This is a genomic window from Streptomyces sp. NPDC059788, from assembly GCF_042732265.1.
Lineage (GTDB): Bacteria > Actinomycetota > Actinomycetes > Streptomycetales > Streptomycetaceae > Streptomyces.
This window is the reverse complement of sequence record NZ_JBHWHY010000047.1, coordinates 45,558-70,262: the sequence shown is the minus strand read 5'-3', so window position 1 is coordinate 70,262 and position 24,705 is coordinate 45,558. Positions and strand designations below refer to the sequence as shown.

Annotated in this window: 16 protein-coding genes and 1 pseudogene; 9 read left to right on the top strand and 8 right to left on the bottom strand. The window is 74.4% G+C overall.

What is annotated here, in order from left to right; all coding sequences use genetic code 11:
• Positions 1 to 110: 110 nt before the first annotated feature.
• The 3 genes from ACFV57_RS32980 (at position 111) to glpK (ending at position 4,422) form a co-directional block, all read left to right on the top strand.
• Positions 111 to 1,793 (top strand): EAL domain-containing protein, encoded by a 1,683-nt coding sequence (locus tag ACFV57_RS32980; protein ID WP_385239738.1) that lies wholly within the window; start codon positions 111 to 113, stop codon positions 1,791 to 1,793.
• 275 nt (positions 1,794 to 2,068) lie between these two features.
• Entirely contained in the window at positions 2,069 to 2,836 is a 768-nt protein-coding gene (locus ACFV57_RS32975; protein ID WP_385239736.1) for an MIP/aquaporin family protein, read from the top strand.
• A 56-nt stretch (positions 2,837 to 2,892) separates the two neighbouring features.
• A complete protein-coding gene (gene glpK, locus ACFV57_RS32970; protein ID WP_385239734.1) occupies positions 2,893 to 4,422 on the top strand; it encodes a glycerol kinase GlpK in 1,530 nt (509 codons plus the stop codon).
• A gap of 71 nt (positions 4,423 to 4,493) precedes the next feature.
• Here the strand turns inward: glpK and ACFV57_RS32965 are convergent, their stop codons facing one another.
• The 4 genes from ACFV57_RS32965 to ACFV57_RS32950 form a co-directional block, all read right to left on the bottom strand.
• Complete coding sequence (locus tag ACFV57_RS32965) at positions 4,494 to 5,105, bottom strand: ATP/GTP-binding protein (RefSeq protein WP_385239732.1); 612 nt, start codon at positions 5,103 to 5,105, stop codon at positions 4,494 to 4,496.
• A gap of 75 nt (positions 5,106 to 5,180) precedes the next feature.
• Positions 5,181 to 5,591 carry a DUF742 domain-containing protein gene (locus ACFV57_RS32960; protein ID WP_385239730.1) on the bottom strand — a complete coding sequence of 137 codons (411 nt, stop codon included), beginning with the start codon at positions 5,589 to 5,591 and terminating at the stop codon, positions 5,181 to 5,183.
• Positions 5,592 to 5,617: 26 nt separating this feature from the next.
• Entirely contained in the window at positions 5,618 to 6,067 is a 450-nt protein-coding gene (locus ACFV57_RS32955) for a roadblock/LC7 domain-containing protein (protein ID WP_385239728.1), read from the bottom strand.
• A complete protein-coding gene (locus ACFV57_RS32950) occupies positions 6,064 to 8,811 on the bottom strand; it encodes a nitrate- and nitrite sensing domain-containing protein (RefSeq protein ID WP_385239726.1) in 2,748 nt (915 codons plus the stop codon). Before ACFV57_RS32950 ends, ACFV57_RS32955 begins: the two co-directional genes overlap by 4 nt.
• Before the next feature lie 268 nt (positions 8,812 to 9,079).
• Here ACFV57_RS32950 and ACFV57_RS32945 point away from each other — a divergent pair, with 268 nt between their 5' ends.
• Positions 9,080 to 9,646 carry a hypothetical protein gene (locus ACFV57_RS32945; protein ID WP_385239725.1) on the top strand — a complete coding sequence of 189 codons (567 nt, stop codon included), beginning with the start codon at positions 9,080 to 9,082 and terminating at the stop codon, positions 9,644 to 9,646.
• A gap of 17 nt (positions 9,647 to 9,663) precedes the next feature.
• Here the strand turns inward: ACFV57_RS32945 and ACFV57_RS32940 are convergent, their stop codons facing one another.
• Positions 9,664 to 10,008, bottom strand: coding sequence for a bifunctional 3-phenylpropionate/cinnamic acid dioxygenase ferredoxin subunit (locus tag ACFV57_RS32940; RefSeq protein ID WP_385239723.1), 345 nt, complete (start codon positions 10,006 to 10,008; stop codon positions 9,664 to 9,666).
• Positions 10,009 to 10,180: 172 nt separating this feature from the next.
• Between ACFV57_RS32940 and ACFV57_RS32935 the strand changes: the two genes are divergently transcribed.
• The 5 genes and pseudogenes from ACFV57_RS32935 to ACFV57_RS32915 form a co-directional block, all read left to right on the top strand.
• On the top strand, positions 10,181 to 10,987 hold the full coding sequence (locus ACFV57_RS32935; protein WP_385239721.1) for an IclR family transcriptional regulator: 807 nt from the start codon (positions 10,181 to 10,183) through the stop codon (positions 10,985 to 10,987).
• A 273-nt stretch (positions 10,988 to 11,260) separates the two neighbouring features.
• Positions 11,261 to 12,346, top strand: coding sequence for an S-(hydroxymethyl)mycothiol dehydrogenase (locus tag ACFV57_RS32930; RefSeq protein WP_385239719.1), 1,086 nt, complete (start codon positions 11,261 to 11,263; stop codon positions 12,344 to 12,346).
• A complete protein-coding gene (locus tag ACFV57_RS32925; RefSeq protein ID WP_385239717.1) occupies positions 12,343 to 14,820 on the top strand; it encodes an FAD-dependent oxidoreductase in 2,478 nt (825 codons plus the stop codon). The genes ACFV57_RS32930 and ACFV57_RS32925 overlap by 4 nt, the downstream gene beginning before the upstream one ends.
• A gap of 93 nt (positions 14,821 to 14,913) precedes the next feature.
• Complete coding sequence (solA, locus tag ACFV57_RS32920) at positions 14,914 to 16,119, top strand: N-methyl-L-tryptophan oxidase (RefSeq protein ID WP_385239715.1); 1,206 nt, start codon at positions 14,914 to 14,916, stop codon at positions 16,117 to 16,119.
• Positions 16,116 to 17,261 (top strand): annotated as a pseudogene (locus ACFV57_RS32915) (aromatic ring-hydroxylating dioxygenase subunit alpha); the annotation flags it as partial. The gene solA and the pseudogene ACFV57_RS32915, both read left to right, overlap by 4 nt.
• Here ACFV57_RS32915 and ACFV57_RS32910 read toward each other — a convergent pair.
• From ACFV57_RS32910 to ACFV57_RS32900, 3 genes are all read right to left on the bottom strand, one after another.
• On the bottom strand, positions 17,242 to 22,023 hold the full coding sequence (locus ACFV57_RS32910) for a hypothetical protein (protein WP_385239713.1): 4,782 nt from the start codon (positions 22,021 to 22,023) through the stop codon (positions 17,242 to 17,244). The pseudogene ACFV57_RS32915 and the gene ACFV57_RS32910 sit on opposite strands and share 20 nt — an antisense overlap.
• A gap of 89 nt (positions 22,024 to 22,112) precedes the next feature.
• Entirely contained in the window at positions 22,113 to 23,021 is a 909-nt protein-coding gene (locus tag ACFV57_RS32905; protein WP_385239765.1) for a hypothetical protein, read from the bottom strand.
• Between the two features lie 133 nt (positions 23,022 to 23,154).
• Positions 23,155 to 24,699 (bottom strand): hypothetical protein, encoded by a 1,545-nt coding sequence (locus ACFV57_RS32900; protein ID WP_385239711.1) that lies wholly within the window; start codon positions 24,697 to 24,699, stop codon positions 23,155 to 23,157.
• Between the last annotated feature and the right edge of the window lie 6 nt (positions 24,700 to 24,705).

Genomic DNA, 24,705 nt, shown 5'->3' with positions numbered 1-24,705 from the left:
GCGGCGCGGGGACGGCGCGGTTGCGGGCACCCGTTCGAGTGCGCCGTAAGGGTGCGTGAACAGTGCGTGAATCACGCGCCGTCGGCCGTTCCAGCGGGCATTCTGCTGCCGTGCCTGCCTGGACGGACCAGCTCCGATTCGCCTTCCAGCCCGTCGTGAACCTGGCGACCGGTTCGGTCGCCGCCCTGGAAATACTCGCCCGCCCCGAACGCGGCGACGTGCTGACGGCGGCACGCCGCTCCGCCGACCTGGACGCCGAGCTGGCCGGGCTCGCCGTACGGTCCGCCGCGCAGCAGGAGACCCTGCTGCCGCTGCACGTCAACATGTTCGCGGCGACCCTCGCCGAGCTGCCGGAACTGACCGCGCTGCGCAAGGCCGTACACGACGTGGGCCGCCGTCCGTGGGAGATCACCATCGACATCGGCGGACCGTTCGTGCACGTGCCGCGGCGGGCGCTGCTGGAGGCGGTGGCCGGGCTGCGGCAGGACGGATTCCGCGTCTGCGCGGACGGGGTCGGCGACGGCGACCTGCCGCTGCGGCTGCTCGGGGACCTGGCCCCCGACCTGGTGAAGCTGGACGCCTCGCTGTGCGCGGGGCTGGACGACGACCGGGGCGGGCGGGCCTCCGTGGCCGCGATGCGGCAGCTGTGCGAGGTGCTGGGCAGTGTGCTGGCGGTGGAGGGCGTGGAGACGGAGCGGCAGTACGCGGCGGTGCGCGCGGCGGGCGCGCAGCTCGCGCAGGGGTTCCTGTTCGCACCGCCCGCACGGCGCCCGGCGGCCGATGTCTACCTGCCGGAGCCGGCCGACGGGTACGGGCCGGTGGCGAGCGGTTACGCCTGCGGCGCCGGGGCCGGGGCGTACGCGCCGCCCGGACCGCCCGTGACGCAGTTCCTGCAGCCCGCCGCGCTGCTGCCGATGTCCGCCTCGGCGGGTGCGGTGCGCAGTCATCTGACGGGCTTCCCCGGGGTCTCGGGCGTCCTGCTGGTGGACCCGGACGGCGTGCCCGTACGGGCCATCGACCGGGACCGCTTCCTGCTGTCACTGTCCGGCCGGTACGGGCACGCGCTGTACGCCGACCGCCCGGCGCTGCGGCTGGCCGACCGGCCGCGGACGGTCGGCGCCGACGCCACCGCCTGGGAGGTGCTGGACGTGGTCACGGACGGCGACCGGGACCGGACCGGTGACGATGTCGCGGTGGTGGACGAGCAGGGCCGCTGCATGGGTGTGGTGCACCTGGCCGACATTCTGCGGGCGCTGGCCGAGAGCCGGGTGGAGGAGGCGGCGCGGCTGAACCCGCTGACCCGGCTGCCCGGTTCGGACGCGGTGAACGCGGAGGTGGACCGGCGGATCGCGGACGGCCGGGCGTTCGCGCTGAGCTGGCTGGACGTGGACGGGTTCAAGCAGGTCAACGACGGGGCGGGGTTCGCGGCGGGGGACGCGCTGATCCGTGCCGTGGGGCAGGCGCTGGCCCGTACGGCGGCGGAGCTGCCCGCGGCGCGGGTGGGGCACATCGGCGGGGACGACTTCCTGGTGCTGGCCGGGCCGGACGACCTGGAGCCGTTCGCGGCGGCCGTGCTGGACACGCCGTGGTCGGCGGGCGGGCTCCCGGTGACGCTGTCGCTGGCGACGGTGGTGTGCGGGCCGGGCGGCGTGAGCGGGCACGGGCAGGCCGCGGCGGCGCTGGCGCCACTGAAGAAGGCCGCCAAGACACTGACGGGAGCCAGCAGTTGGGTGCTGGGGCGGCCCGGCGCGCAGGGGCACGAGGTGCGCCGGGGACGTCGGCGCGGGGACTGACCCGCACCCCTCCCCCGCACCTTGACGGCCCGTCACCTGCGGTGAACACTTCCGGGTGTCCGTCGGCACCGCCGCAGCCGGGCGACCCGGCCGTGTGGCAGCGGTAGGCGCTGCCCGATTCCCCATGGGCGGTTCCGGCGCACCGGCACGCCCGACGCGGACGCCGCGCGGGGCGCGGCGGCCGAGCGCCCGCCGCCCTCCCCGTGGCACGGGAAGCACGCACCCTGCACGGAGGAACGGGGGCACTCCCCCCGGGCCAGGGACAAGGAGCCGCCATGTATTCCAACGGGGACATTCTCATCGGCGAGGTCATCGGCACCGCCCTGCTGATCCTGTTCGGCGCCGGCGTGTGCGCCGCCGTCACCCTGCACCATTCCAAGGCGAAGGCGGCGGGCTGGGTGGTCGTCGCGTTCGGCTGGGGCCTCGGCGTGCTCGCCGGGGCCTACACCGCGGCGCCGCTGTCCGGCGGGCACCTGAACCCCGCGGTGACGCTGGGCTCGGCGGTCGCGGGCGGCACGCCGTGGTCGGAGGTGCCGCTGTACATCGCCGCGCAGCTGGTGGGCGCGCTGCTCGGCGCCGTACTGGCGTGGGCGCTGTACTACGCGCAGTTCGCGGCCAACGCGGAGGCGGGCAAGGCACAGCCGACGCTGGGGATCTTCTCCACCGCGCCCGAGGTGCGCAACCCGGCCGCCAACCTCGTCACCGAGATCATCGCGACCGTGGCGCTGGTGCTGCCGCTGCTGTTCTTCGGCAAGAACGAGGGCATCGGGATCGGGCAGGTGCCCGGTGCGGACGCCGGTGTCTACGGTTCCGGCATCAACGTCCTGCTCGTCGCCCTGCTGGTGGTCGGCATCGGACTCTCCCTCGGCGGGCCCACCGGCTACGCCATCAACCCGGCCCGCGACCTGGGGCCGCGCATCGCCCACGCACTGCTTCCCATCCCCAACAAGGGCACCTCCGACTGGTCCTACGCCTGGATTCCGGTGGCCGGCCCGCTGATCGGCGCGGCGCTCTCCGGCCTGGTGTTCACCGCGGTCTTCTGACCGGCCACCCGGGCACGGCAGGCGGCGCGACCAGCAACGAGGAGTCAGGAGACGTCATGACGGACGGCAGCACGGACAAGTACGTCGCCGCGATCGACCAGGGCACGACCTCCAGCCGCTGCATCATCTTCAACCAGGACGGCGCGATCGTCGCCGTCGACCAGCGCGAGCACCGGCAGATCTTCCCGAAGCCGGGCTGGGTGGAGCACGACGCCGACGAGATCTGGGCCAAGGTGCAGGCGGTGGTGGCGGGCGCGCTCGCCAAGGCGGGGCTGCGCGCCGACCAGCTCGCCGCGCTGGGCATCACCAACCAGCGTGAGACGACGGTGCTGTGGGACCGCTCCACCGGCAGGCCGGTGCACAACGCCGTCGTCTGGCAGGACACCCGTACGGCGCAGCTCTGCCACGAACTGGGCGGCGCGGACGGCCAGGACCGCTTCCGTGAGGCCACCGGGCTGCCGCTGGCCAGCTACTTCTCCGGGCCGAAGGCGGCCTGGCTGCTGGACAGCGTGCCCGGTCTGCGGGCGCGGGCCGAGGGCGGCGAGATCGCCTTCGGGACCATCGACTCCTGGCTGATCTGGAAGCTGACGGGCGGTACGGACGGCGGGGTGCACGTCACCGACGTGACCAACGCCGGGCGCACGATGCTGATGAACCTGCACACGCTCCAGTGGGACACCTCGATCCTGTCGGCGATGCGGGTGCCGGAGGCGATGCTGCCGGAGATCCGGTCCTCGGCGGAGGTGTACGGGACGGCGGTGGGCCAGCTGCGCGGGGTGCCGGTGGCCGCGGCGCTGGGCGACCAGCAGGCGGCGGTGTTCGGGCAGACCTGCTACCGGGTCGGCGAGGCGAAGAACACGTACGGTACGGGCTCGTTCCTGCTGCTGAACACCGGGCAGCGGCCGGTGCCGTCCAAGAGCGGGCTGCTGACGACGCTGGGCTACCAGCTCGGCGGGGAGGCCCCCGTCTACTGTCTGGAGGGCTCGATCGCCATCACCGGCGCGCTGGTGCAGTGGTTCCGTGACCAGCTGGGGCTGATCGACTCGGCGGCCGAGATCGAGGACCTGGCGGCGCGGGTCCCGGACAACGGCGGCGCGTACGTCGTCCCGGCGTTCTCCGGACTGTTCGCGCCGTACTGGCGCTCCGACGCGCGCGGGGTGATCACGGGCCTGACCGGCTACGTCACCAAGGCGCACCTGGCGCGTGCGGTGCTGGAGGCCACCAGCTGGCAGACGCGGGAGGTGGTGGACGCCATGTACCAGGACTCCGGTGTGCAGATCACGGCGCTGAAGGTGGACGGCGGTATGACCGTCAACAACCTGCTGATGCAGCACCAGGCGGATGTCCTGGGCGTGCCGGTGATCCGGCCGGTGGTCTCCGAGACGACCTGTCTGGGCGCGGCGTACGCGGCGGGCCTGGCCACCGGCGTATGGCAGGACCTGGACGAGCTGACGGCGCACTGGAAGCGGGACACGGAGTGGACGCCGCGGATGGACGGGCCGACGCGGGAGCGCGAGTACGGCAACTGGCGCAAGGCGGTGGAGCGGAGCTTCGGGTGGCACGAGGCGGGTGACGGCGGCGCGTAGCCGGTCCGGCGGACAGCAGGAGTGCGGCCCGTACCCCGTACGGCGGGGTACGGGCCGCACTTTCGCGCGACTCAGGGGAGCGCGGGCTCGCGCCGCCGGGCGCCGACGTGCATCGCGTGTTCCACGACCGCGATCAGCACGTCCTTGGCGGAGTCCTTCTCGCGCGCGTCGCAGAGCATCACGGGCACCTCGGGGTCCAGGTCCAGCGCGTCGCGAACCGTTTCCGCGGGGTACTGGTCGGCGCCGTCGAAGCAGTTGACGGCCACCATGAACGGGATGCCACGGCGCTCGAAGTAGTCGATGGCCGCGAAGGAGTCCTCCAGGCGCCGGGTGTCGGCCAGGACGACCGAGCCGAGGGCGCCGCGGGCCAGCTCGTCCCACAGGAACCAGAAGCGGTCCTGTCCGGGCGTGCCGAAGAGGTAGAGCACCAGGTCCTCGCGGAGCGTGATGCGCCCGAAGTCCATGGCGACGGTGGTGGTCCGCTTGCCCTCCACCCCGACGAGGTCGTCGACCGGCCGGCCCGCCTCGGTCAGCCGTTCCTCGGTGCGCAGCGGCTTGATCTCGCTGACCGCGCCCACCAGGGTCGTCTTGCCCACCCCGAAGCCGCCCGCCACCAGGATCTTGAGGGTGACGGGGTCGGGTGCCTCCTGCTTGCGGCGTCGTTCAGAGCGCCCGAAGACCATGGCTGTCTTCTCCCGGTTCGCCGCTGGTGCTGGTCTTTCGCATGGTCGGTCCTTGCCGTTCGTGGGTCCGCGCGGTCACAGCGCCCGGAGCCCGTCGATCACCTCGCGCAGGATCTGCTCGTCGGGCAGCTCCGCCGGTGGCACGGGGCGGCTCACGTGGACCAGCTCCGCGTCCAGCAGGTCGCCGATGAGCACCCGTACGACGCCGAGCGGCAGGTCGAGCTCGGCGGCCAGTTCCGCGACGGACAGCGGTGCGTCGCGGCACAGGCCGACGATGTCGACGTGCTCCGGCGACAGGGTCTGGTCATCGAGCGGTTCGCCCCGGCGGTCCTCGGCGATCACCAGGGCGATCAGGTCGAGGCGTGGTTCGGCCTCGGTGCTGGTCCGGCCGCGCGTCATCGCGTAGGGGCGCACCACGGGGCCCGCCTCGTCGTCGTACCAACTGGCGTCCCCCTGCCCGAACCTGTCCGGGCCGGCTGTGGTCATGGCGTCACCGTGCCGTCATCCTCCGGTCAGCCGCCGGTGGGCTGCCCGGCCCTGGGCGCGGTGCCCAGGTGGGCGCCCACCCGCTTGACGAGCAGCGTCATCTCGTAGGCGACGAGCCCCACGTCGGAGTCGGCGTCGGCGAGGACGGCCAGGCAGCTGCCGTCGCCCGCGGCGCTGACGAACAAGAACGCCTCCTCCAGCTCCACCAGCGTCTGCCGGACCCGGCCCGCCTCGAAGTGCCGGCCGACGCCCTTGGCGAGGCTGTGGAAGCCCGAGGCGACCGCCGCGAGGTGCTCGCTGTCCTCGCGGGTGAGGTCGGCGGAGGCGCCGGTGGCCAGGCCGTCGCTGGAGAGGATGAGCGCCTTGCGGATGCTGCCGACCCGGTCGACGAGCTCGTCGAGGAGCCAGCTCAGCTCGCCCGACCCCTGCGGGCCTTTCGATTCGGCACTGGCCGCTGCTGCCTTCGGTGCGGTCATCGACCGTCCCCTCCCGATGTGGTTCCTGGTGCTGTGCTTGGGCTGCCGTCCGGCCCGCCGTCCTCGCCGTTGTCCCGGCGGCCGCGCTGCCAGCCGCGCTGGAGCGAGGCCATGCGGGCGCGGACGTCCTCGGCGTCGCGGTCGTCCGCGAGGCCGTCGGCTCCGGTGCCCGGCTCGTCCTGCGCGGCGGGCTCGGCCTTCAGCTGGGGGGCGAGGCTGGCCTGCCGTACGCGGCGGGGCAGCCCTCCGGCCGTCGTGGCGGGCCGGCCGGACGGGGCAGGGCCCGTACCCGTGGTCGTACCGGTGTCCATGTCCGCATCCGTGTCGCCGTCGGTTTCCGCGTCGGAGCGTACGTCGGCACGGGCCGCCCCGTCGACCGGCCTGCCGTGGTCGGAGACCAGCACGGGCGGGCGGTGCCGGCGCGGCAGCGGCGCGGGGCCGTCGCCGGCCGGTGCCTGGTCGCGGGTCTGCTGGTGCTGCTCGGGGGCCCCGGCGGGCGGTACGGGGGCGACGGGCCCGGTGCCGTCACGGCGGGGCCGCCTGCGCTGCGGGAGGCTCTGCTCCGGGTCGCTGCCGCGGGTGGTGTCGCGCAGGCCGCGGGGCTCGGTGCGGCCGCGGAAGAGGCTGTCCTCGTCGTCCGCTTCGTCGCGTCGGGCGAGTTCGGCGCGGGTCAGCGGCGGTTCCAGTTCGACCGGTCCGTCGACGACGTCCGGGGGCCGGTTCGCCGGTTCGGGCAGCGGCACGGGCACCTGGGCCAGTGCGGCCAGCTTGCCGCCGGGGGCCTCCAGCTCGGCGGTACGGCGGCCGTCGATGCGCCGGCCGCCGGTGTCCGGGCCGTCCTCGCGCCCGTCCGCGTCGGTCAGCAGGGAGGCCGGGAGGAAGACGACGGCGGTGGTGCCGCCGTACGGGGAGGGCTGGAGCGAGACGCGCACGCCCTGGCGCTGGGCGAGGCGGCTGACCACGAACAGGCCGAGCCGGTCGGTGTCGGAGAGTTCGAACTCGGGGGTCTCGGCGAGCCGCAGGTTGGCGTCGAGCAGCACCTCGGGGGCCATGCCCAGGCCCCGGTCGTGGATCTCCAGGGTGAAGCCGTTGGAGACCCGTTCGCCGACCACCTGCACGGCGGTGTGCGGGGGCGAGAAGACGGTGGCGTTCTCCAGGAGTTCGGCGATCAGGTGGGTCAGGTCGGAGACCGCGGGGCCCTGGACGGCCAGCCGCGGCAGCCGGCGCACCTCGATGCGCTCGTAGTCCTCGACCTCGGCGACGGCGGCGCGCACCACGTCCATCAGCTGGATGGGCTTGCGCCACTGCCGTGACGGCGCGGCGCCGGAGAGGATCACCAGGCCCTCGGCGTGCCGGCGCATGCGGGTGGTGAGGTGGTCCAGGCGGAAGAGGTCGGCGAGCTCGTCGGCGTTCTCGGTGCGCCGTTCCATGGCGTCCAGGAGGGTCAGCTGGCGGTGCAGCAGGACCTGGCTGCGGCGGGCGAGGTTGACGAAGACCTCGGAGACGCCGCGGCGCATGTCGGCCTGTTTGACGGCGGCCTCGACGGCGGCCCGCTGGAGGGTGTTCAGCGCCTGCCCGACCTGTTCGGTCTCGCTCTGGCCGAACTCCAGGCGCGGCGCCTCGGTCTCCACGTCGACCTGCTCGCCCGCGGCCAGGCGCCGCATGACGCTGGGCAGGCGGACGCCGGAGACCTCGTGGGCGTCCTTGCGCAGCCGGATCAGGTCCCTGGCGTGCTTGCTGCCGATGCGTACGGAGACGATGACCGAGACCAGCAGGGCGACGAAGCCGAGGACGCCCGCGACGCCGGCCTTGAGCAGGACGGCCATGGCGACCGGCTCGACGCGTTCCTTGTAGCGGTCGCCGGCCTCCCGGCCCATGCGCTGGAGGTCGCCGAGGACCTTGCCGGCCGCGGCGTTCCAGCGTTCGGCGTTGACGGCGCGGGGGGCGACGGAGGCGCCGCCGTCGATGACGCGGTCCTCGTAGGAGACCAGTTCGCGGGCGGGCGCGGACTGCCAGTAGTCGGTGAAGATCGAGCGGTCGTCGCCGGGCAGCACGGGCAGGCTGGTCGCGTACAGGACGCGGCGCTCGGCGACGCGGTCGGCGAAGCCGCGCAGGTCGTGCTTGCTCATGGTGCCGGAGACGATGGCCGCGGACATCAGCGCGTCCTCGCGGGAGACGGCCTCGCGGGCGCGGGTGACGTTGACCAGGGCGCGGCCCTGCTTGTCCATCTCCACGTTCTCCAGCGCGTGCAGCGCGGCGAGGAACTCGTAGTTGGGGTCGACGAGGGCGTTGTACGCCTCGAAGGCCGCTTCGCGGGAGATGGTGTTGTCCTCGACCTGGGCGCGCAGCGTGGCGAGCCGGCCGAGGCTCTTGACGATGTCGTCCATCCGTTCGCCCGCGACGCCGTCGAGGTCGTCGAGCACGGCGGGGTCGGCGGCGTTGTCGCGCAGCTTCGTGACGATCTTGTCCGTTTCGCGGCTGCGTTTGCGCAGTTCCGCCAGGGAGTCGGCGCCGCGCCGGTCGGCCAGGAAGAGCAGGCTCTGGCGCCGCTCCTGCTGGAGTGCCTGGACGGCGTCCTCGGCCGGGTAGCCGAGTTTGGCGACGACGTTGCCGACGCCCAGCAGCTGGTTGGCCTCGCGTCCGGTCAGGTAGGTGGCGAACGCCCACATGGCGGTGAGGGACACCAGCGGCACCAGCAGCAGCGCTGCGATCTTCCGAGTGATCGTCTTCCCTCGAAAGCGCATGGCCTCCCCTACGTCAACCCCGGCGCACGGGGATGGTGTTCCGTCAACAAACGGCGCGAGCCTACTACTGACGGGGGACCTGACCGAAGTCCCGTCCGGGCGCCGGAGGCGCAGGTCAGGGGTGGATCGTCCGCAGTTGTCGGCTGATTACCGGACAACCCGCCCACACATGTGGCCTCGAACACCTCCCCCACCTCCGTACGTCCGTCGCGGCGGTTGGCCGAAAATCACATCGTCCGGGAACCTGACGGCGTTCCCGTTCGTGACCATGGTGAGTGGTGGTGCGTGCCGGTACGGACATGCAATGGGTGAAGGCCGGGCAGGGACCCGGTGTGCGAGCAGGCGGGTACGTGCGGGTACGGGGAGAGTGACGCCGAAGATGGATCACGAGGACGGTGGCGCTTACCTGGACGGGAGCAGGCGCTCGTTGTGGCAGGAGGAGCCGGTGGCCCGGCGCCGGATGGCCGATCCGGTGCGGACGGCCGCGGTGCGCGCCGTCATCATCGCGGCGCTGACCCTCATTCAGGCCATGGTGGCGTTCTTCTGCACGATGGCGGGCGCCTGGTTCGCCTTCCCGGCCGTGCTCAGTACGGTCGCGAGCACGGTCGTCGCGACGTGGGCGGTGCTGGACGTCTGGGTGACGCGCCAGGTGTGGGTGCAGCGCAACGGGGTGCGCTCGCAGCCGAGCAGTACGGCCAGGAGGCTGCGCCGGGAGCGCCGGCAGGCGCGGCGGGAGGCGCGGAGAACCCGCAAGTCGCGGGAGGGCCCGTCGCACGTCGGCGGCGCGCCGCGGGAAGGAGCGGCGTCGCCCGCGGTAACGGTTCCGCACACCTGAAGGGACGGTGGCGGCCCTCAGGCGTAGGCGTCCGCCCGCTCGGCGGTCTCCAGCGCGGCGGGCCGGACATGGATCATGCCGTCCGCCTCGGTGACCTCGTGGGTGCGCACGGGCCGGCGGGCCGGCGGGCAGCTGGGCCTTCCGGTGCGCAGGTCGAACAGGGCGGCGTGCAGCGGGCATTCGACCTGGCAGTCCTCCACCCAGCCCTCCGAGAGCGAGGCGTCCTGGTGGCTGCACCGGTCGTCGAGAGCGTAGAGCGCGCCGCCGCTGCGGAAGACGGCGATGGCGGGCGTGGTGGCGTCGATCTCGATCCGGACGGCCCCGCCTTCGGGCAGGTCCTCGGTACGGCAGACGGGAATCATCTGGCCCCCTCAGCGCTGATCGGTATCATGGCGTTCTGAATAACGCATCGCGTAGCGCATTGCGCAACAGAATCCAGTCCGGGGAGTGTGCCGTCAAGGGGCCGCCGACGCTTCTTGGCGGGCCCCCCTCGACGTGCCCCGCCGGGGCCAACGGGTGGTGACGCAAGAACCCATGGCGAAGACGACCGAGGCGGCCGACGACCGGTCCGAGGAGAAGCGGGGTGCGGCCGGATCCGTCCAGTCCGTGGACCGCGCGGTGAGCGTCCTGGAGATCCTGGCCCGCCTCGGCGAGGCCGGGGTCACCGAGATCGCCGAGGAGCTGGGGGTGCACAAGTCCACCGCCTTCCGCATCCTGGGCGTCCTGGAGAACCGCGGACTCGTGGAGCAGGAGCACGAGCGCGGCAAGTACTACCTGGGCGCGGGGGTGTTGCGGCTGGCCGGCGCCGCCGCGATCCGGCTGGACATCTCGCAGGAGGGCCAGCCGGTGTGCCGGGCGCTCGCCGACGAGACCGGGGAGACCGCCAACATCGCCGTCCTGGACGGGGACGCGGCGGTCAACATCATGCAGGCGCGCGGCGCGGCGGCGGTCACCGCGTACAACTGGCTGGGCCGGCGTACCCCGCTGCACGCCACCGCGAGCGGCAAGGTGCTGCTCGCGCACCTGCCGCGGGAGCGGCGCGAGCGCCTGGTGGAGCGCAAGCCGGCCCGCTTCACCGCCAACACCCTCACCTCGCCCGCCGAGCTGCGCCGCCAGCTGGCCGCCGCGGCCGACGCGGGATACGCCTGCTCCTGCGAGGAGCTGGAGATCGGGCTGAACGCGGTGGCGGCGCCGGTGCGGGCGCACGACGGGGCCGTGATCGGCGCGATCGGCGTCTCGGGCCCGGCGTACCGGATGGCGGAGCCGCTGCTCGCGGAGCTGGCCGGGCAGGCGGTGAAGGCGGCCGCCGAGCTGTCCCGGCGAATGGGTTTCGCGGGCTGACGTACGGCCACCCGGTCACCTCTTGACGGATCGCTCACGGACTTCCAGCATGTCTCTCATGACGCAACATGGCGCGTCATGAGCAACACAAGGGATTCCACCGGGCGTTCACCCGTCTCCGCGGTTCCCTGCGCCTCTTCCGGTTCCCCCTGTGTCCCGTGCGGTTGTCCGCGTCCCGTGGACCCCGCGCGCCCCCGCAATCCCCCATAACGGCATCCGTGCCAGCTCCACGCACCCGCCCCTGCCCCCGCAGGCGCTGTTTAGGAGTGAGTCATGCCGCACGAAGCCCGCGCCGTCGTCGCCGCCAAGAAGGGCGCCCCCGTCGAGGTGCTGCCGGTCCTCGTCCCCGACCCCGGGCCGGACGAAGTCCTCGTCACCGTGCAGGCGTGCGGGGTGTGCCACACCGATCTGCACTACCGCGAGGGGGCGGTCGGCGACGACTTCCCCTATCTGCTCGGCCACGAGGCCGCCGGTGTCGTCGAGGCCACCGGTCCCGGCGTCACCGGTCTCGCGCCGGGCGACTATGTGGTGCTCGCCTGGCGCGCGCCCTGCGGCCGGTGCCGCTCCTGCCGCCGCGGCCGCCCCTGGTACTGCTTCGACTCGCGCACCGCCGCGCAGCCGATGACCCTGCTGGACGGCACGCCCCTGACCCCGGCCCTGGGCATCGGCGCCTTCGCCGAGAAGACGCTGGTCGCGGCCGGACAGGCGGTACGGGCCGATCCGGCGGCCCGCCCGGAGGCCGCAGGCCTGATCGGCTGCGGGGTGATGGCCGGGTACGGGGCCGCCGTGCACACCGCGGGGGTGGGCAGCGGCGACACCGTCGCGGTGATCGGCTGCGGCGGTGTCGGCAGCGCCGCCATCGCCGGGGCCTCCCGGGCCGGGGCACGCCGCGTGATCGCCGTCGACATCGACGACCGCAAGCTGGACGCCGCCGAGCGCTTCGGCGCCACCGACACCGTCAACTCCCGTGGCACCGACCCCGTCACGGCGGTACGCGACCTCACCGGGGGGTACGGCGCCGATGTCGTGATCGACGCGGTCGGCCGTCCCGAGACGTTCCGGCAGGGCTTCTACATGCGGGACCTGGCGGGCACGCTGGTGCAGGTCGGCGTCCCGGAACCGGACATGCGGATCGAGCTGCCGCTGCTCGACGTGTTCGCGCGCGGCGGGTCGCTGAAGTCGTCCTGGTACGGCGACTGCCTGCCCAGCCGGGACTTCCCGGTCCTGATCGACCTGCATCTGAGCGGCAAGCTGAACCTGGACGCGTTCGTCTCGGAGACCGTGCAACTGACGGACGTCGAGGCGGCGTTCGCGCGGATGGGGCGCGGTGAGGTGCTGCGTTCGGTGGTGGTCCTGTGAACGCCCGGCCCGGCGCGTACGGTGCGGGGGCCGCGGACCGCCGCATCGTGATCATCGGCGCGGGCATCGTCGGCTGCGGCCTCGCCGACGAGCTGACCGCGCGCGGCGCGCGGGACGTCACCGTACTGGAGCAGGGCCCGCTGCCCGCCCCCGGCGGCTCCACCTCGCACGCGCCGGGTCTCGTCTTCCGCACCAATGCCTCCAAGACGCTGAGCGACTTCGCCTCGTACACGGTGGAGAAGTTCTCCGCCCTCACCGAGGGCGGACGGCCGTGCTTCGACGCCGTCGGCGGACTGGAGATCGCCACCGGCGAGGAACAGTGGGCCGAACTGCACCGCAAGGCCGGGCTGGCCGCATCCTGGGGCATCGCGGGCGAGCTGGTCGACGCCCGGCGCTGCGCCCGGCTGTGGCCGATGCTGGACGCCGCCAAGGTGCTGGGCGGCTTCCACACCCCCGGTGACGGGCTGGCCAGGGCACTGCCCGCGGCCCGGGCACAGACCGCACGGGCGCGGGCCGCGGGCGCCCGCTTCCTGGACCGGCACACCGTCACGGGCATCGAGCGGGACGGGGACCGGGTCACGGGTGTCGTCACCGACCGGGGCGGCTTCCCCGCGGACGTCGTGATCTCGGCGGCGGGCTTCTGGGGCCCGGTGATCGGGGCCATGGCGGGCGTGCGCGTGCCGCTGCTGCCGCTGGCCCACCAGTACGTGAAGACGTCCGTGCTCGCCGGAGTGGACGGCCGGCGGCCGATCCTGCGCTTCCAGGAACGCGACCTGTATTTCCGCGAGCACGTCGCGGAGGGGCCCGAAAGGGACGGCACGGGCCGGATCGGCATCGGCTCGTACGCCCACCGCCCCATGCCCGTGGACCCGTCGGCCGTCCCCGCCTTCGACGACGCGCCCGTGATGCCCTCCTCACTGCCCTTCACGCCCGACGACTTCGCCCCGAGCTGGGAGGACAGCTGCCGGCTGCTGCCCGCCCTGGACGGCGCGCGGGCCGAGGAGGGCTTCAACGGCGTCTTCTCGTTCACCCCCGACGGGATGCCGCTGCTCGGCGAGGCGCCCGGACTGCGCGGCTTCTGGCTGGCCGAGGCGGTGTGGGTGACCCACGCGGCGGGCGTCGCCAGGGCACTGGCCGAGTGGCTCACCGAGGGCCGGCCCGCCACCGACGTGCACGAATGCGAGATCTCCCGCTTCGAGGAGGCCCGGCTCTCCCCCGCCTATGTCACCGAGCGCGGCACGCGGCAGTTCGCCGAGGTGTACGACGTCGTCCACCCGCTCCAGCCGCCGCGCCGCCCGCGCCCGCTGCGGGTCAGCCCCTGGTACGAACGGCAGCGGGAGCTGGGCGCGTACTTCCTCGAAGGCGCGGGCTGGGAGCGCCCGCAGTGGTACGAGGCCAACGCGCCGCTGGCGGACGGCGTCGCGCTGCCGGAGCGGGACGCCTGGTCCGCCCGGCACTGGTCGCCGGTGGCGGCGGCCGAGGCGCGCGCCACCCGTGAGCGGGTCGCGCTGTACGACATGACGCCGCTCAGGCGCCTGGAGGTCGCCGGGCCGGAGGCGCTGGACTTCCTCCAGCACCTGACCACCAACCAGCTCGCGAAGAAGCCGGGCTCGGTGACGTACACGCTGCTGCTGGACGACGCGGGCGGCATCCGCAGCGACCTGACCGTGGCCCGCCTGGCCGCCGACCGCTTCCAGGTCGGCGTCAACAGCGGTATGGACCTCGACCATCTGACCCGGCGCGCTCCCGCCGGCGTCCAGGTCCGCGACATCACGCCCGGCACCTGCTGCGTCGGCGTCTGGGGCCCGCGCGCCCGCGACCTCGTACAGCCGCTGACCCGCACCGACTTCGGGCACCGCGCGTTCGGCTACTTCAAGGCGAAGCAGGCGTTCGTCGGCGAGGTGCCGGTGACCGCGCTGCGGCTGTCCTACGTCGGCGAGCTGGGCTGGGAGCTGTACACGAGCGCGGACCTGGGGCTGCGCCTGTGGGACACACTCTGGGCGGCCGGGCAGCCGTACGGCGTGGTCGCGGCCGGGCGCGGCGCCTTCGACAGCCTCCGCCTGGAGAAGGGGTACCGCGCCTGGGGCCAGGACATGACCACCGAGCACGATCCGTACGAGGCGGGGCTGGGCTGGGCCGTCCGGATGGACAAGGGCGACTTCGTGGGGCGCGCGGCCCTGGCGGGCCGGTCGGCCGGCACCGCGCGGCGCAGGCTGGTGTGCCTGACGCTCGACGATCCGGCGGCTGTCGTCCTGGGCAAGGAGCCGGTGTACGCGGACGGCGTGCCCGCCGGCTACGTGACCAGCGCGGCGTACGGCTGCTCCGTGGGGCGCACGGTCGCGTACGCGTGGCTGCCCGCGCGGGCCGCGGTGCCCGGGACCGCTGTGCACATCGAGTACTTCGGGGAGAAGGCCGCGGCGACGGTCGTCGCCGAGCCGCTGTTCGACCCCGCGATGGAACGTATCCGCAGATGACCCGTCGCGGCCGGCCGTCGCAGGCAGCCGTCGTCCGGCCCCAGCCCGTCGGGGCACAGCCCGTCGGGCGCCCCGCCGACCCGGGAGGTCCCCTTGTCCCCCACCTATGACGTGATCGTGCTCGGCCTCGGCGGCATGGGCAGTGCCGCGGCCCACCGGCTGGCCGCGCGCGGCGCCCGCGTGCTGGGGCTGGAGAAGTTCGGCCCGGTGCACCGCCACGGCTCCAGCCACGGCGGTTCGCGCATCACCCGCCAGTCGTACTTCGAGGACCCGGCGTATGTGCCGCTGCTGCTGCGCGCCTATGAGCTGTACGGAGAACTGGAACGCGCCACCGGGCGGCAGGTGGCCACGCTGTGCGGCGGGGTGATGCTCGGCCGCCCGGAGAGCCGTACCGTCGCCGGATCGCTGCGCTCCGCCCGTACCTGGGACCTGCCCCACGAGATGCTCGACGCGCGAGAGATCCGCCGCCGCTTCCCGACGCTCACGCCCGCCGCGGACGAGATCGCCCTGTACGAGGCGCGGGCCGGTTTCCTGCGCCCGGAGAACACCGTTGCCGCGCAGCTCCAGCTGGCCGCCCGGGGCGGCGCGGAACTGCGCTTCCAGGAGCCGGTCACCCGGTGGGAGACGCTGCCCGGCGGTCGCGGCGTGCGGGTCCACACGCCCGAGGACGTCCACACGGCCGGGCAGCTGGTGATCTGCCCCGGTGCCTGGGCGCCTGAGCTGCTGTCCGGTATCGGGGTGGCGTTCAGCATCGAGCGTCAGATCATGCACTGGTTCGAACCCGCGGGCGGCACCGGCCCGTACGCCCCGGAGCGGCACCCCGTCTACATCTGGGAGGACGGCGACGGCGTTCAGATCTACGGCTTCCCCGCCCTCGACGGCCCGGGGCGCGGCGCGAAGGTGGCGTTCTTCCGCCGGGGCGCCGCCTGCACGCCGGAGACCATCGACCGGACCGTGCACGAGGACGAGGTGCGGGCCATGGCGGGACAGGCGGCCCGGCTGCTGCCGTCGCTGCCCGGCCGCCACCTGAAGTCCGTCACCTGCATGTACACCAACACCCCCGACGAGCACTTCGTCATCGCGCGGCACCCCGCGCACCCCGACGCCGTCACCGTCGCCTGCGGCTTCTCCGGCCATGGCTTCAAGTTCGTCCCGGTGGTGGGCGAGATCCTCGCGGACCTGGCCCTGACCGGGCACACCGCGCACCCCGTCGGCCTGTTCGCACCCGAGCGCCTGACCATGGCCGCGGGGGCCGCCACCGTCCCCGCCGCCCCGTACGCCCCAGGAGGCGTCCGATGACCCTCGCCGCCGAGACACCCGATACCGCCGGGGCCGCCCCGGCCTCCAGCCTCACCGCCACCCTGCCCGGCTCCTTCTACACCGCCCCCGAAACCTTCCGCCTGGAACAGCGGCACATCTTCGAATCGCTGTGGTTCTGCGCGGTGCGCGCCGCCGACCTGCCCCGGCCCGGTGCCTTCCGTACGGTCCAGGTCGGCCGGGAGAGCGTGCTGATCGTCCGCAACCGGCACGGCGGTTTCGGCGCCTACCTCAACGTGTGCCGCCACCGGGGCGCCCGGCTGTGCACCGAGGAGTCGGGCGAGGTGCGGCGCAACCTCCAGTGCCCGTACCACGCCTGGACGTACGACCTGGACGGGCGGCTGGTGGCCGCGCCCAACCTCCAGCGCATGCCGGACGTGGACCGCTCCGAGCGCGGACTGCTGCCGGTCCGGCTGCGTGAGTGGCTGGGCTATGTGTGGGTGTGCCTGGCCGACGAGCCGCCGTCGTTCGAGGAGACGGTGACCGGCGCGGTCAGCGAGCGCCTCGGCGGGGCGGCGGCGATCGAGCGGTACGGGCTCGACGGTCTGGACCTCGGCCGGCGCATCACCTACGACGTGCGCGCCAACTGGAAGCTGATCGTCGAGAACTTCATGGAGTGCTACCACTGCGCCACCATCCACCCCGAACTGACCGATGTGCTCCCGGAGTTCGCGGACGGCTTCGCCGCGCAGTACTTCGTCGGGCACGGCGCGGCGTTCGCGGAGGAGGCCGAGGGGTTCACCGTCGACGGCAGCGGCGGCTTCGCGCGGATCGCGGGCATCGAGGAGAGCCAGGACCGCCGCTACTACGCCATCACCGTACGCCCGCAGGTCTTCCTCAACCTCGTGCCCGACCACGTCATCGTGCACCGGATGTTCCCGCTGGCCGCGGACCGCACGGTGGTGGAGTGCGACTGGCTGTACGCCCCCGAGGTGGTGTCCTCGGGGGCGGACCTGTCGCGGTCGGTGGAGCTCTTCCACCGGGTCAACGCGCAGGACTTCGCGGCCTGCGAGCGGACCCAGCCCGCGATGGACTCGCGGGCCTACCGGGCCGGCGGGGTGCTCGTCCCCAGCGAGCACCACATCGGCGACTTCCACCGGTGGGTCATCCGGCTGCTGCCGGGGGCTCCGGGTGGTCCTGAGGCGCCCGCGGCTCCGGCTTCCGCTCCGGAACCGGGACCGGCTCCGGCTCCTGCTGCGGCTGCGGCTGCGGCTGCGGCTGCTCGTCCTCGGGACGGCGGTACATCCGGGTAGCCGTGATCTTCCCGTGCACCGGCTCCGACTCGGGGTCCTGCTGCGGCAGTCCGGGGCGCAGGTGCTCCTCGACGCTGATGTACTTCAGCCCGGCCCGCAGGTCCGCGTCGTTCCGCAGGCGGATGACCAGCGGGAATTCGGCGAGCGCCGTGGTGTCGAAGAGGCCGGTGGTGTAGAGGAGCTGGACGCCGAGCGCGTCGGCGACCGCGCGCTGGAGCTCCAGCAGGTACGTCGCGTTGGCGCGGCCGATGGGGTTGTCCAGGAACAGCGTGCCGGCGTGCCGCTGCTTGTCCCGGCCGCGGTCGTTGCTGCGCAGCGCGGCCATCGTGCAGTACAGGGCGATGGCCGCGGTCAGCAGTTGGCCGCCGGAGAACACGTCGCCCATCTGCCCGACCGGGACGCGCTCGGCGCGCAGCACCGCGTCCGGCTTGAGGATCTCCACGGCCACGCCGCGCGGCTGGAGCGCCGCGCCGACCCCGCGCAGCAGCAGGGACATACCGTCCCGCCGCAGGTCGCTGTTCTTCTTGACGGCCGAACGCGTCGCCTCGTCGATGACCTCGCCGAGCCGCTCGGTAAGCGTGGCCTGGTCCGGGTCGTCGAAGCGGATGCGCAGGAACTCCTGGCCCGACCACTCCCCCAGGCCCTCCGGGAGCCGGGAGAGCCGCTGGGCGGAGCGCAGCGTCGTCAGCGACGATTCGACCAGGCCGCGCAGCCGGTCCACGATGCTGTCGCGGTTGCGCTCCAGCTGGGCCAGCTCGTCGGTGAGCACCCGCAGCCGGGGCGCGAAGGCCTCGGCCCACTTGGCGGCGTGGTCGGGCAGGGCCGCCGCGGGCAGTTCGCGGATCTGCTGCCGGGCGGGGGTGCGGACCTGCTCGTACTTGGTGGAGTTGGCGTGCCGTACGAGCACGTCACTGGCCTCGCGGACGGCCGACTCGGCCGCCGACAGGTCGCTCGCGCAGCCGCGCAGCGAACGGCGGGACTCGGCCGCGGCCTGCCGCGCGTCCTCCAGGCGCCCGGCGTACGGGTCGGGGCGCTCGCCCTCGTCCTCCTGGGTGTCGCGCAGCAGGTCGCGCAGCAGGGCGGCGGTCTCGTCGAAGCCGGAGGCGGCGTCCTCGGCGGCGCGGTGGGCGCGCAGCAGCTCGGTGTGGGTGGCGCGGGCGGTCTCCAGCGCGTCGTCGGCGGTGGCCAGTTCGGCGCTCGCGGTGCGCAGCAGTTCCTTCGCGCCGTCGGCGTCGGCGGGGACCATGTCCTCGGGCAGCTCGGTGTGCGCCTCGCCGTCGGCCGGTGCGAGCCGCTCGGCCTCGCCGCGCAGCCGGCCGAGCTGCTCACTGGCGGCCGAGGCGCGCGACTCCAGCCGGGCGACCAGCGCCTCGGCGCGGGCCGCGGCGGCCTGCCGGGACGGGCCGTCGGCGGCGTCGGGGCTCTCCAGGAGCTGTTCGGCGCGGGTGCGTACCTTGTTGGTGAGACGGTTCAGCTCGGCGAGCGCGGCGCTCTCGTCGCCTTCGGCGCGGGCCTGTTCGGCGCGCAGGTCGGCGCCGACGCCCACCTTCTCGTAGAGCTGGGAGGCGGCGCGGTAGGCCTCGCGCAGTGCGGGCAGCGAGCTGGTCGCGGGCTCGGTGTCGCCCTCGCCCACGTCGTCCGGCACGCCCGCGATCTCGGCGCGCTCGGCGCGCAGCGCGTGGGCCGTGCGGCGGGCGTCGTCGGCGGCGCGCTGGGCGGTGCGGCGGTCCTCGTCGGCGGCCCGCGCCCGGTCCACGCACTCCTCGGCGCGGGCCTCCAGTTCGGCGCCCTCGTCGGCCAGTTCGCGCAGCCGGGCCTGCCAGGCGGCGCGCTCGCGCAGCCGGTGGGCGAGTCCGGCGAGGGCGTCGGCGACCCGGCGGGCGCGCTGCGCGGCCTCCTGCCGTTCGTCGCGCACCCGGGCGGTCTCGGCGGCTTCCTCGTCGGCCTCGGCCCGTACCGTACGCACCTCGGCCAGTTCCCCGGCCGCGGAGTCGGCGGCCGTACGGGCCTCCTCGGCGGCGGTGGCCAGTTCGGCGAGGCGGCCGGGCGGGCAGCCGGTGCGCCAGGAGGAGAGGCGGGCGGCCAGCGCGCGGTCGCCGGACAGGCGCGCGGCGAGCGTACGGATCTCGTCGTCGCGCTCTATGGCGCGGGCCCGCAGGGCCTGGCGCTCCTCGTCGGCGGCGGACTCGTCGTGCATGGCCGGGTTCGGCGGGACGAGGAAGACGCCGCTGTCCTGGGCGTCCGGGGCGGGGGTGGGCGCGAGCAGGGCCGCGGCGGTGCCGACCGCGACGGTGGAGCGCGGCAGCAGCGCGGCCTGCGCGAGCACGTCGCGGGCCCGCGCGTGGGTCTCCGGGTCGGTGATGATGACGCCGTCGACCAGCTCGGGGCGGGCGGCCAGCACGCGGGTGTGGTCGGCGGGGTCGACGGACTGGGCGAGGTAGCGCCAGCCGGGCAGCGCGGGCACGCCGTGCTCGCCCAGGTACTCGACGGCGGCGAGCACGTCGGGGCCGGGCGGCAGCAGGCCGCCGTCGCCCAGCGCGCCGAGGATGCGGGCGTCGTCCGCCGCGGCGGTGCGCAGGTCGAAGAGCTGGCGCTCGGCGGAGGCCACACTCTCGTCGAGCAGTTCACGCAGGTCGTCGGCGTTGCGGTCGAGTTCCTCGGCGGTCAGGGGGCCTTCGGAGGCGGGGCGGCGGGCGGGGCGCGGGCTGCCGTCGTCACCGTCAGCGTCCTCGGCGGGCTGTCCTGTACGGGGGCCGGGCACGCCCGCCTTGGCCGGTTCCTGCGGCAGCCCGAGCAGGTCGGCGAGCCGTTGCTCGGCGCCGATCGACTCGGCGGCGCGGCGCTCGGCCTCGTACGCCCCCTCCGCCGCCTGGGCGGCGTCCTCGGCGCGGGCCGCGGCCAGCTCGGCGGCGGCGAGCCGGGTGGCGGCCTCCCGGGCCCGGTCCGCCGAGCGGGTGGCGGCCTCGCGCGCCGCGTCCCAGCCCTCGACGGTGGACTTCTCCGCGTCCGACGCGGCGAGGGCGGCGCGGGCCGGGTCGGCGTCCGGCGCCGAGTCGTCGAGCCAGCCGGCCCGTACGGCCTCGGCGGTCTCCTGCTCGACCTCGGCCAGCCGCTGCTTGAGGTGTTCGGCCTCGCTGCGGGCGCGCTGGGCGTGGGTGGCGGCGGTGGTGGCGTCGCGGTGCGCGGTGTCGCCGGTCTCCTGGAGGGCGGCGGAACGCTCCTCCTGCTCGTTGGCGATGCCCTCGCTGACGTCGGCGGCGCTCTGGAGGGCGCGCACCAGCTCGCCGGCGGCCTTCGAACGGGCGGCGAGCGCGGGCGCGGCGTCCCGTTCGGCCTCGCGGATCGCGGCGGCGACGCGGGTGGCCCGGTCGGCGGCGGCGCGGTGGCGCAGCACGGTCTCGGCGGCCTGCCAGGCGGAGTGCAGCGTACGGGCGTCGTTGAGCTCGCGGCGCTGGGCGGCGGCGCCCTTCTCGGCGGCGGCGAGCGCCAGTGAGGCGTGCCGGTAGGCGATCTCGGCGGAGATCAGGGCGCGGCGGTCGCGCACCCGCTCGGCGTCGGTGACCGCGTGCGCGGCGGTGGCGACCTGTTCGGCGAACTCGGCGGCGCGGCCGCGCTCCTCGGTGCCGCGGGCGTGCAGCCGCCGGGCGAGGGTACGGGTGCGGCGTTCGGCGCCGGCGTGCACGTCACGGGCGGTCTCGCGCTGCTCGGCGGCCTCGGCGATGCGGGACAGGAGGTCCAGCGAGCCGGCCGTGAAGTCGCGCTCGGCGGTCAGTTCGGCGCGGCGGCCGAGCTTGTGCGCGAAGCCGTGCACGAGGTCGGCGAGCCCGTCGGTGTCGCGGGTGTCGGTGACGGCGCGCAGCAGCAGGTCGGTGAAGTCGGAGTCGTTCTTGACGGCGAAGAGGCCGGCGGCCTCGCCCTCGTCGGCGTTCATCTCCCGCTGGTAGCGGAACAGTTCGGGGTCCAGGCCCAGTTCGCCGAGGTGCTCGTTCCACCGCTCGTGGATCTCGACCCAGGAGACGTCCAGGTTGGGGTAGTTCTTGCCGGCCTCGACCAGGGCGTCGCGGAAGCCCTTCATCGTACGGCGGCGGCCCCGGGCGTTCGAGGAGCCCTCGGCGCGCTCGCCGCGGGGCCGGACGATGCCGGCCTCGGCGACCGGCAGCGAGTCCAGGTTCATGCCGGGGCCCGGCCGGAAGCTGTACCAGGCCTCGGCGAACTTGCGCGGGTCGTTGGAGACCTGCCGGCCGCGCCACTCGCTGACCTTGCCGACCACGATGGACTCGCCGGTCAGGGTGTGCTGCCACTCCAGGGCGACGTGGCCGCAGTCGTCGGCGAGCAGGAACTTGCGCAGCACGCCGGAGCTGGCGCCGCCCAGGGTGTTGCGGTGGCCGGGCAGCATCACCGAGAAGATCAGCTTGAGCAGGACGGACTTGCCGCCGCCGTTCTCCAGGAAGAGGACGCCGGCGGGGGCGGGCCGGCGCGGCGGGCCGACCGGCTCGTCCTCGAAGAAGTCCGCCTGCGCCGGCGCCGGGTCGGGCACCGGCGCGCCGACTCCGCGCAGGTCCAGCACGGTGTCGGCATAGCGCGCACCGGCGGGCCCGATGGAGTAGAGGCGGACCCGGGACAGCTCGTACATGGCGGCGGACTCTCGTTGTGTGGGCGGACGGTGGTCGGTGGACCGGTGGTCGGTGGGGCCGTCGCCGGGTGGCGTGCGGCCCCGGGCGGTCAGGAGGAGTGGAAGGGCAGACCCGCGTCGGAGACGAGGTCGAGGTCGTCGGTGTCCTCGGCGGGCAGCAGGGTGGCGCTGCCGTCGCTGACGGGGACCACACCCAGCTCCAGCAGTTCGGCCAGGGCGGCGCTGCCCGCCATGTCGCGCACTTGGAGCTGGTAGCGGGCGGTGGTGCGGTAGGCGCCGCCGGCGTCGTCGCCGGTGCGCTGGAGGAAGCCGGAGTCGACGAGGAAGGCGACGGCCTTGGCGATGATGCCGGTGGTCGAACCGGCCAGCCGCCGCGCGTCCTTGGTGGCACCGGTGGCGCTGCGGCGCGCGTAGGTCCGCCAGGCGGCCTCCAGGCCGGGGGCGCCGGTGGCGGGGTCGGTGTTCTCGCCCTGCTCCTCGGCGCGCTCCTCCAGGCGGCGGCACGCCTGCCGGACGAAGGAGTCCACGCCGTTGACGGTGATACGGCCGATGTAGCCGTCGTCGGCGAGGTCCTCGGGGCGGGGGAAGGCCATGGCGGCGACGGCGAGGTGGGCCAGGCCGTGCAGGAAGCGGTCGGCGGAGTCGGCGGAGGCGCGCCGGGCGTAGTCGCCCATCCGTACGGCGAAGACCGAGTCCTCGTCGGCGGTGACGGCCATGCCGGCGCGCGGGGACACCTCCAGGACGACCAGGCCGAGCCCGGTGGCGACGGCGTCGGCCAGGCGCGCGAACGCGGGCTCTTCGCGGTAGCGGCGGAGCAGTTCGCCGTATTCGGCGTCGCGGGCGGGCAGCAGCTTGGGCTGGAGCCCGAAGGAGACGAGCCGCGCGGCGTCCGCGGCGTCGGCCGGCGTCACGGGCGCGGGGCCCGCGGGAGCCGTGGGGGCCGTCGTGCCGGAGCCGGGCGCGGACCAGGCCGGCTGCTCGGCGGCCACGGAGGACAGGTCTCCCCGCGCCGCGTCCTCGGCGCCGTCCTCGACGCCCGTTCCGTACTCACTCACGCCCGTACCTCCATGCGAACTTCCCGATGACACCCTCCTGATGGGGTCCTGCGCGCGCCCCGCCCGGCCGCCGGCATCACGCCACCTCCGAGCGGTCCGCCGCCATGCCCGCCGCGTCCAGGAGGGCCTTGCCGACGATGAGGTCGGCGCCGCCGAACTCCGGGTCCTCCAGCACGGTGCCGTCGTCGACGGCGAAGAGCAGATGCTGTTCGCCCTGGCGGTAGGCCGTGCCGACCGGCGGGCTGGCCGCGTGCACCGCCAGCAGGGCGACCAGGTACGCCAGGTCCGGGTCGCCCTGGCCGCGGGCCTCGGCGAGCAGGCCGGAGAGCCGGCGGGGCGCGTCGGCGGGCAGGTCGAGCAGGGTCTGGGCGGCTTCGAGCTGCTCCTCGGAGAAGCGGCTGTCGTCCGGGGTGGCGATCAGGTCCGGCTCGGGCATCTCGGCGCCGAGGTGCTCGCGCTCGACGGGCGGCTGGAACAGCAGGCCGACGAGGTCGCCGAGCCGTACGGAAGTCCCCGTGCGAAAGCCCGTGCCGCGGGCGAAGAAGGCGTCGGTGACCCGGCCCGCCTGCTCCACGGGCAGCGGCAGGAGGGGGGCGACCAGCTGGCCGTACAGGTCGAGACCGGAGCGGCCGGCGGGCGGCGCGAACGCCTGGCGGTCCTGCTCGGCGCGGAAGAGGGGGCCCGCCTCCAGCAGCCGGGACTGCAGCTGGGTGTGGCGGCGGATGCAGTCCTTGACGATGTCGACCAGTTCGGCGGCGCGCCGCTTGTTCTCCTGGTCCTCGGTCTCGTCGCGGGCCTTGCGGATGTTGGTGAGGATCGCGTTCTCGTGGCGGTAGCGGTCGGCCACGTGGTCGAGGGCTTCGGCGATCATGTCGGGGACGGCGCGCAGCCAGTCCACCGCGCGGACGTTGCGGCGGGTGGCGTCCAGGGTGCGGCGCAGCGTCTCGGCGTACTGCACGGTGCGGTAGCGGGCCTGCTCGGCGGCGAGCTGGGCGTCCGCCAGCCGGCCGCGGCTGATGAGCACCTCCAGCTTGACCTCGGCGGCGATCTGGGCGCTCGTCACGTCCGTGTCGAGGGCGCCGACCAGGACGTTGACCGCTTCGTCGGTCGTGCGGAGGTAGACACCGCCACCCGGTCCCGGGACCTCTTCGATGAGTTTGAAGTCGTAGTCGCGGCGGACGTACTCGCCCTCGGGGCCGAAGGTGCCGTACACGGCGCGGAAGCCGCGGTCGACGCTGCCGACGTTGATCAGGTTCTCCAGCACCCAGCGGGCGACGCGCTCGTGCTCCGCCGCGGGGCGCCGCGGGGTCTGCGCGGCGATGCGCGGGAGCAGCCTGGCCACTATCTGCTCGTGGTCGGCGCCGGTGTCGAAGTCCATGTGGAGGGTGACGAGGTCGATGGCGGCGAGCGCCACCTCCGCCATCGCATACACCCCGTACTCACCGGCGAGGTTGGCCTTGCGCGCGTCCAGGTCGTGCAGCGGCGCGGTGCACGCGAGGGCGCGCAGCCGGCGGGCCAGGCCCTCGTCGGCGGCCGGGCCCGGCGCGGGCCGGGACGGGCCTTCGGGCCGGGCCGGCCCGTTGAGCTGGGACGCAGCGGTCCCCGGGGCAGGAAAAGTCACGTCGCA

Coding starts and splice junctions, on each gene's coding strand:
- ACFV57_RS32975 (WP_385239736.1), top strand. CDS start 2,069: ATGTATTCCAACGGGGACATTCTCATCGGCGAGGTCATCGGCACCGCC.
- glpK (WP_385239734.1), top strand. CDS start 2,893: ATGACGGACGGCAGCACGGACAAGTACGTCGCCGCGATCGACCAGGGC.
- ACFV57_RS32965 (WP_385239732.1), bottom strand. CDS start 5,105: ATGGTCTTCGGGCGCTCTGAACGACGCCGCAAGCAGGAGGCACCCGAC.
- ACFV57_RS32960 (WP_385239730.1), bottom strand. CDS start 5,591: ATGACCACAGCCGGCCCGGACAGGTTCGGGCAGGGGGACGCCAGTTGG.
- ACFV57_RS32955 (WP_385239728.1), bottom strand. CDS start 6,067: ATGACCGCACCGAAGGCAGCAGCGGCCAGTGCCGAATCGAAAGGCCCG.
- ACFV57_RS32950 (WP_385239726.1), bottom strand. CDS start 8,811: ATGCGCTTTCGAGGGAAGACGATCACTCGGAAGATCGCAGCGCTGCTG.
- ACFV57_RS32945 (WP_385239725.1), top strand. CDS start 9,080: ATGGTGAGTGGTGGTGCGTGCCGGTACGGACATGCAATGGGTGAAGGC.
- ACFV57_RS32940 (WP_385239723.1), bottom strand. CDS start 10,008: ATGATTCCCGTCTGCCGTACCGAGGACCTGCCCGAAGGCGGGGCCGTC.
- ACFV57_RS32935 (WP_385239721.1), top strand. CDS start 10,181: ATGGCGAAGACGACCGAGGCGGCCGACGACCGGTCCGAGGAGAAGCGG.
- ACFV57_RS32930 (WP_385239719.1), top strand. CDS start 11,261: ATGCCGCACGAAGCCCGCGCCGTCGTCGCCGCCAAGAAGGGCGCCCCC.
- ACFV57_RS32910 (WP_385239713.1), bottom strand. CDS start 22,023: ATGTACGAGCTGTCCCGGGTCCGCCTCTACTCCATCGGGCCCGCCGGT.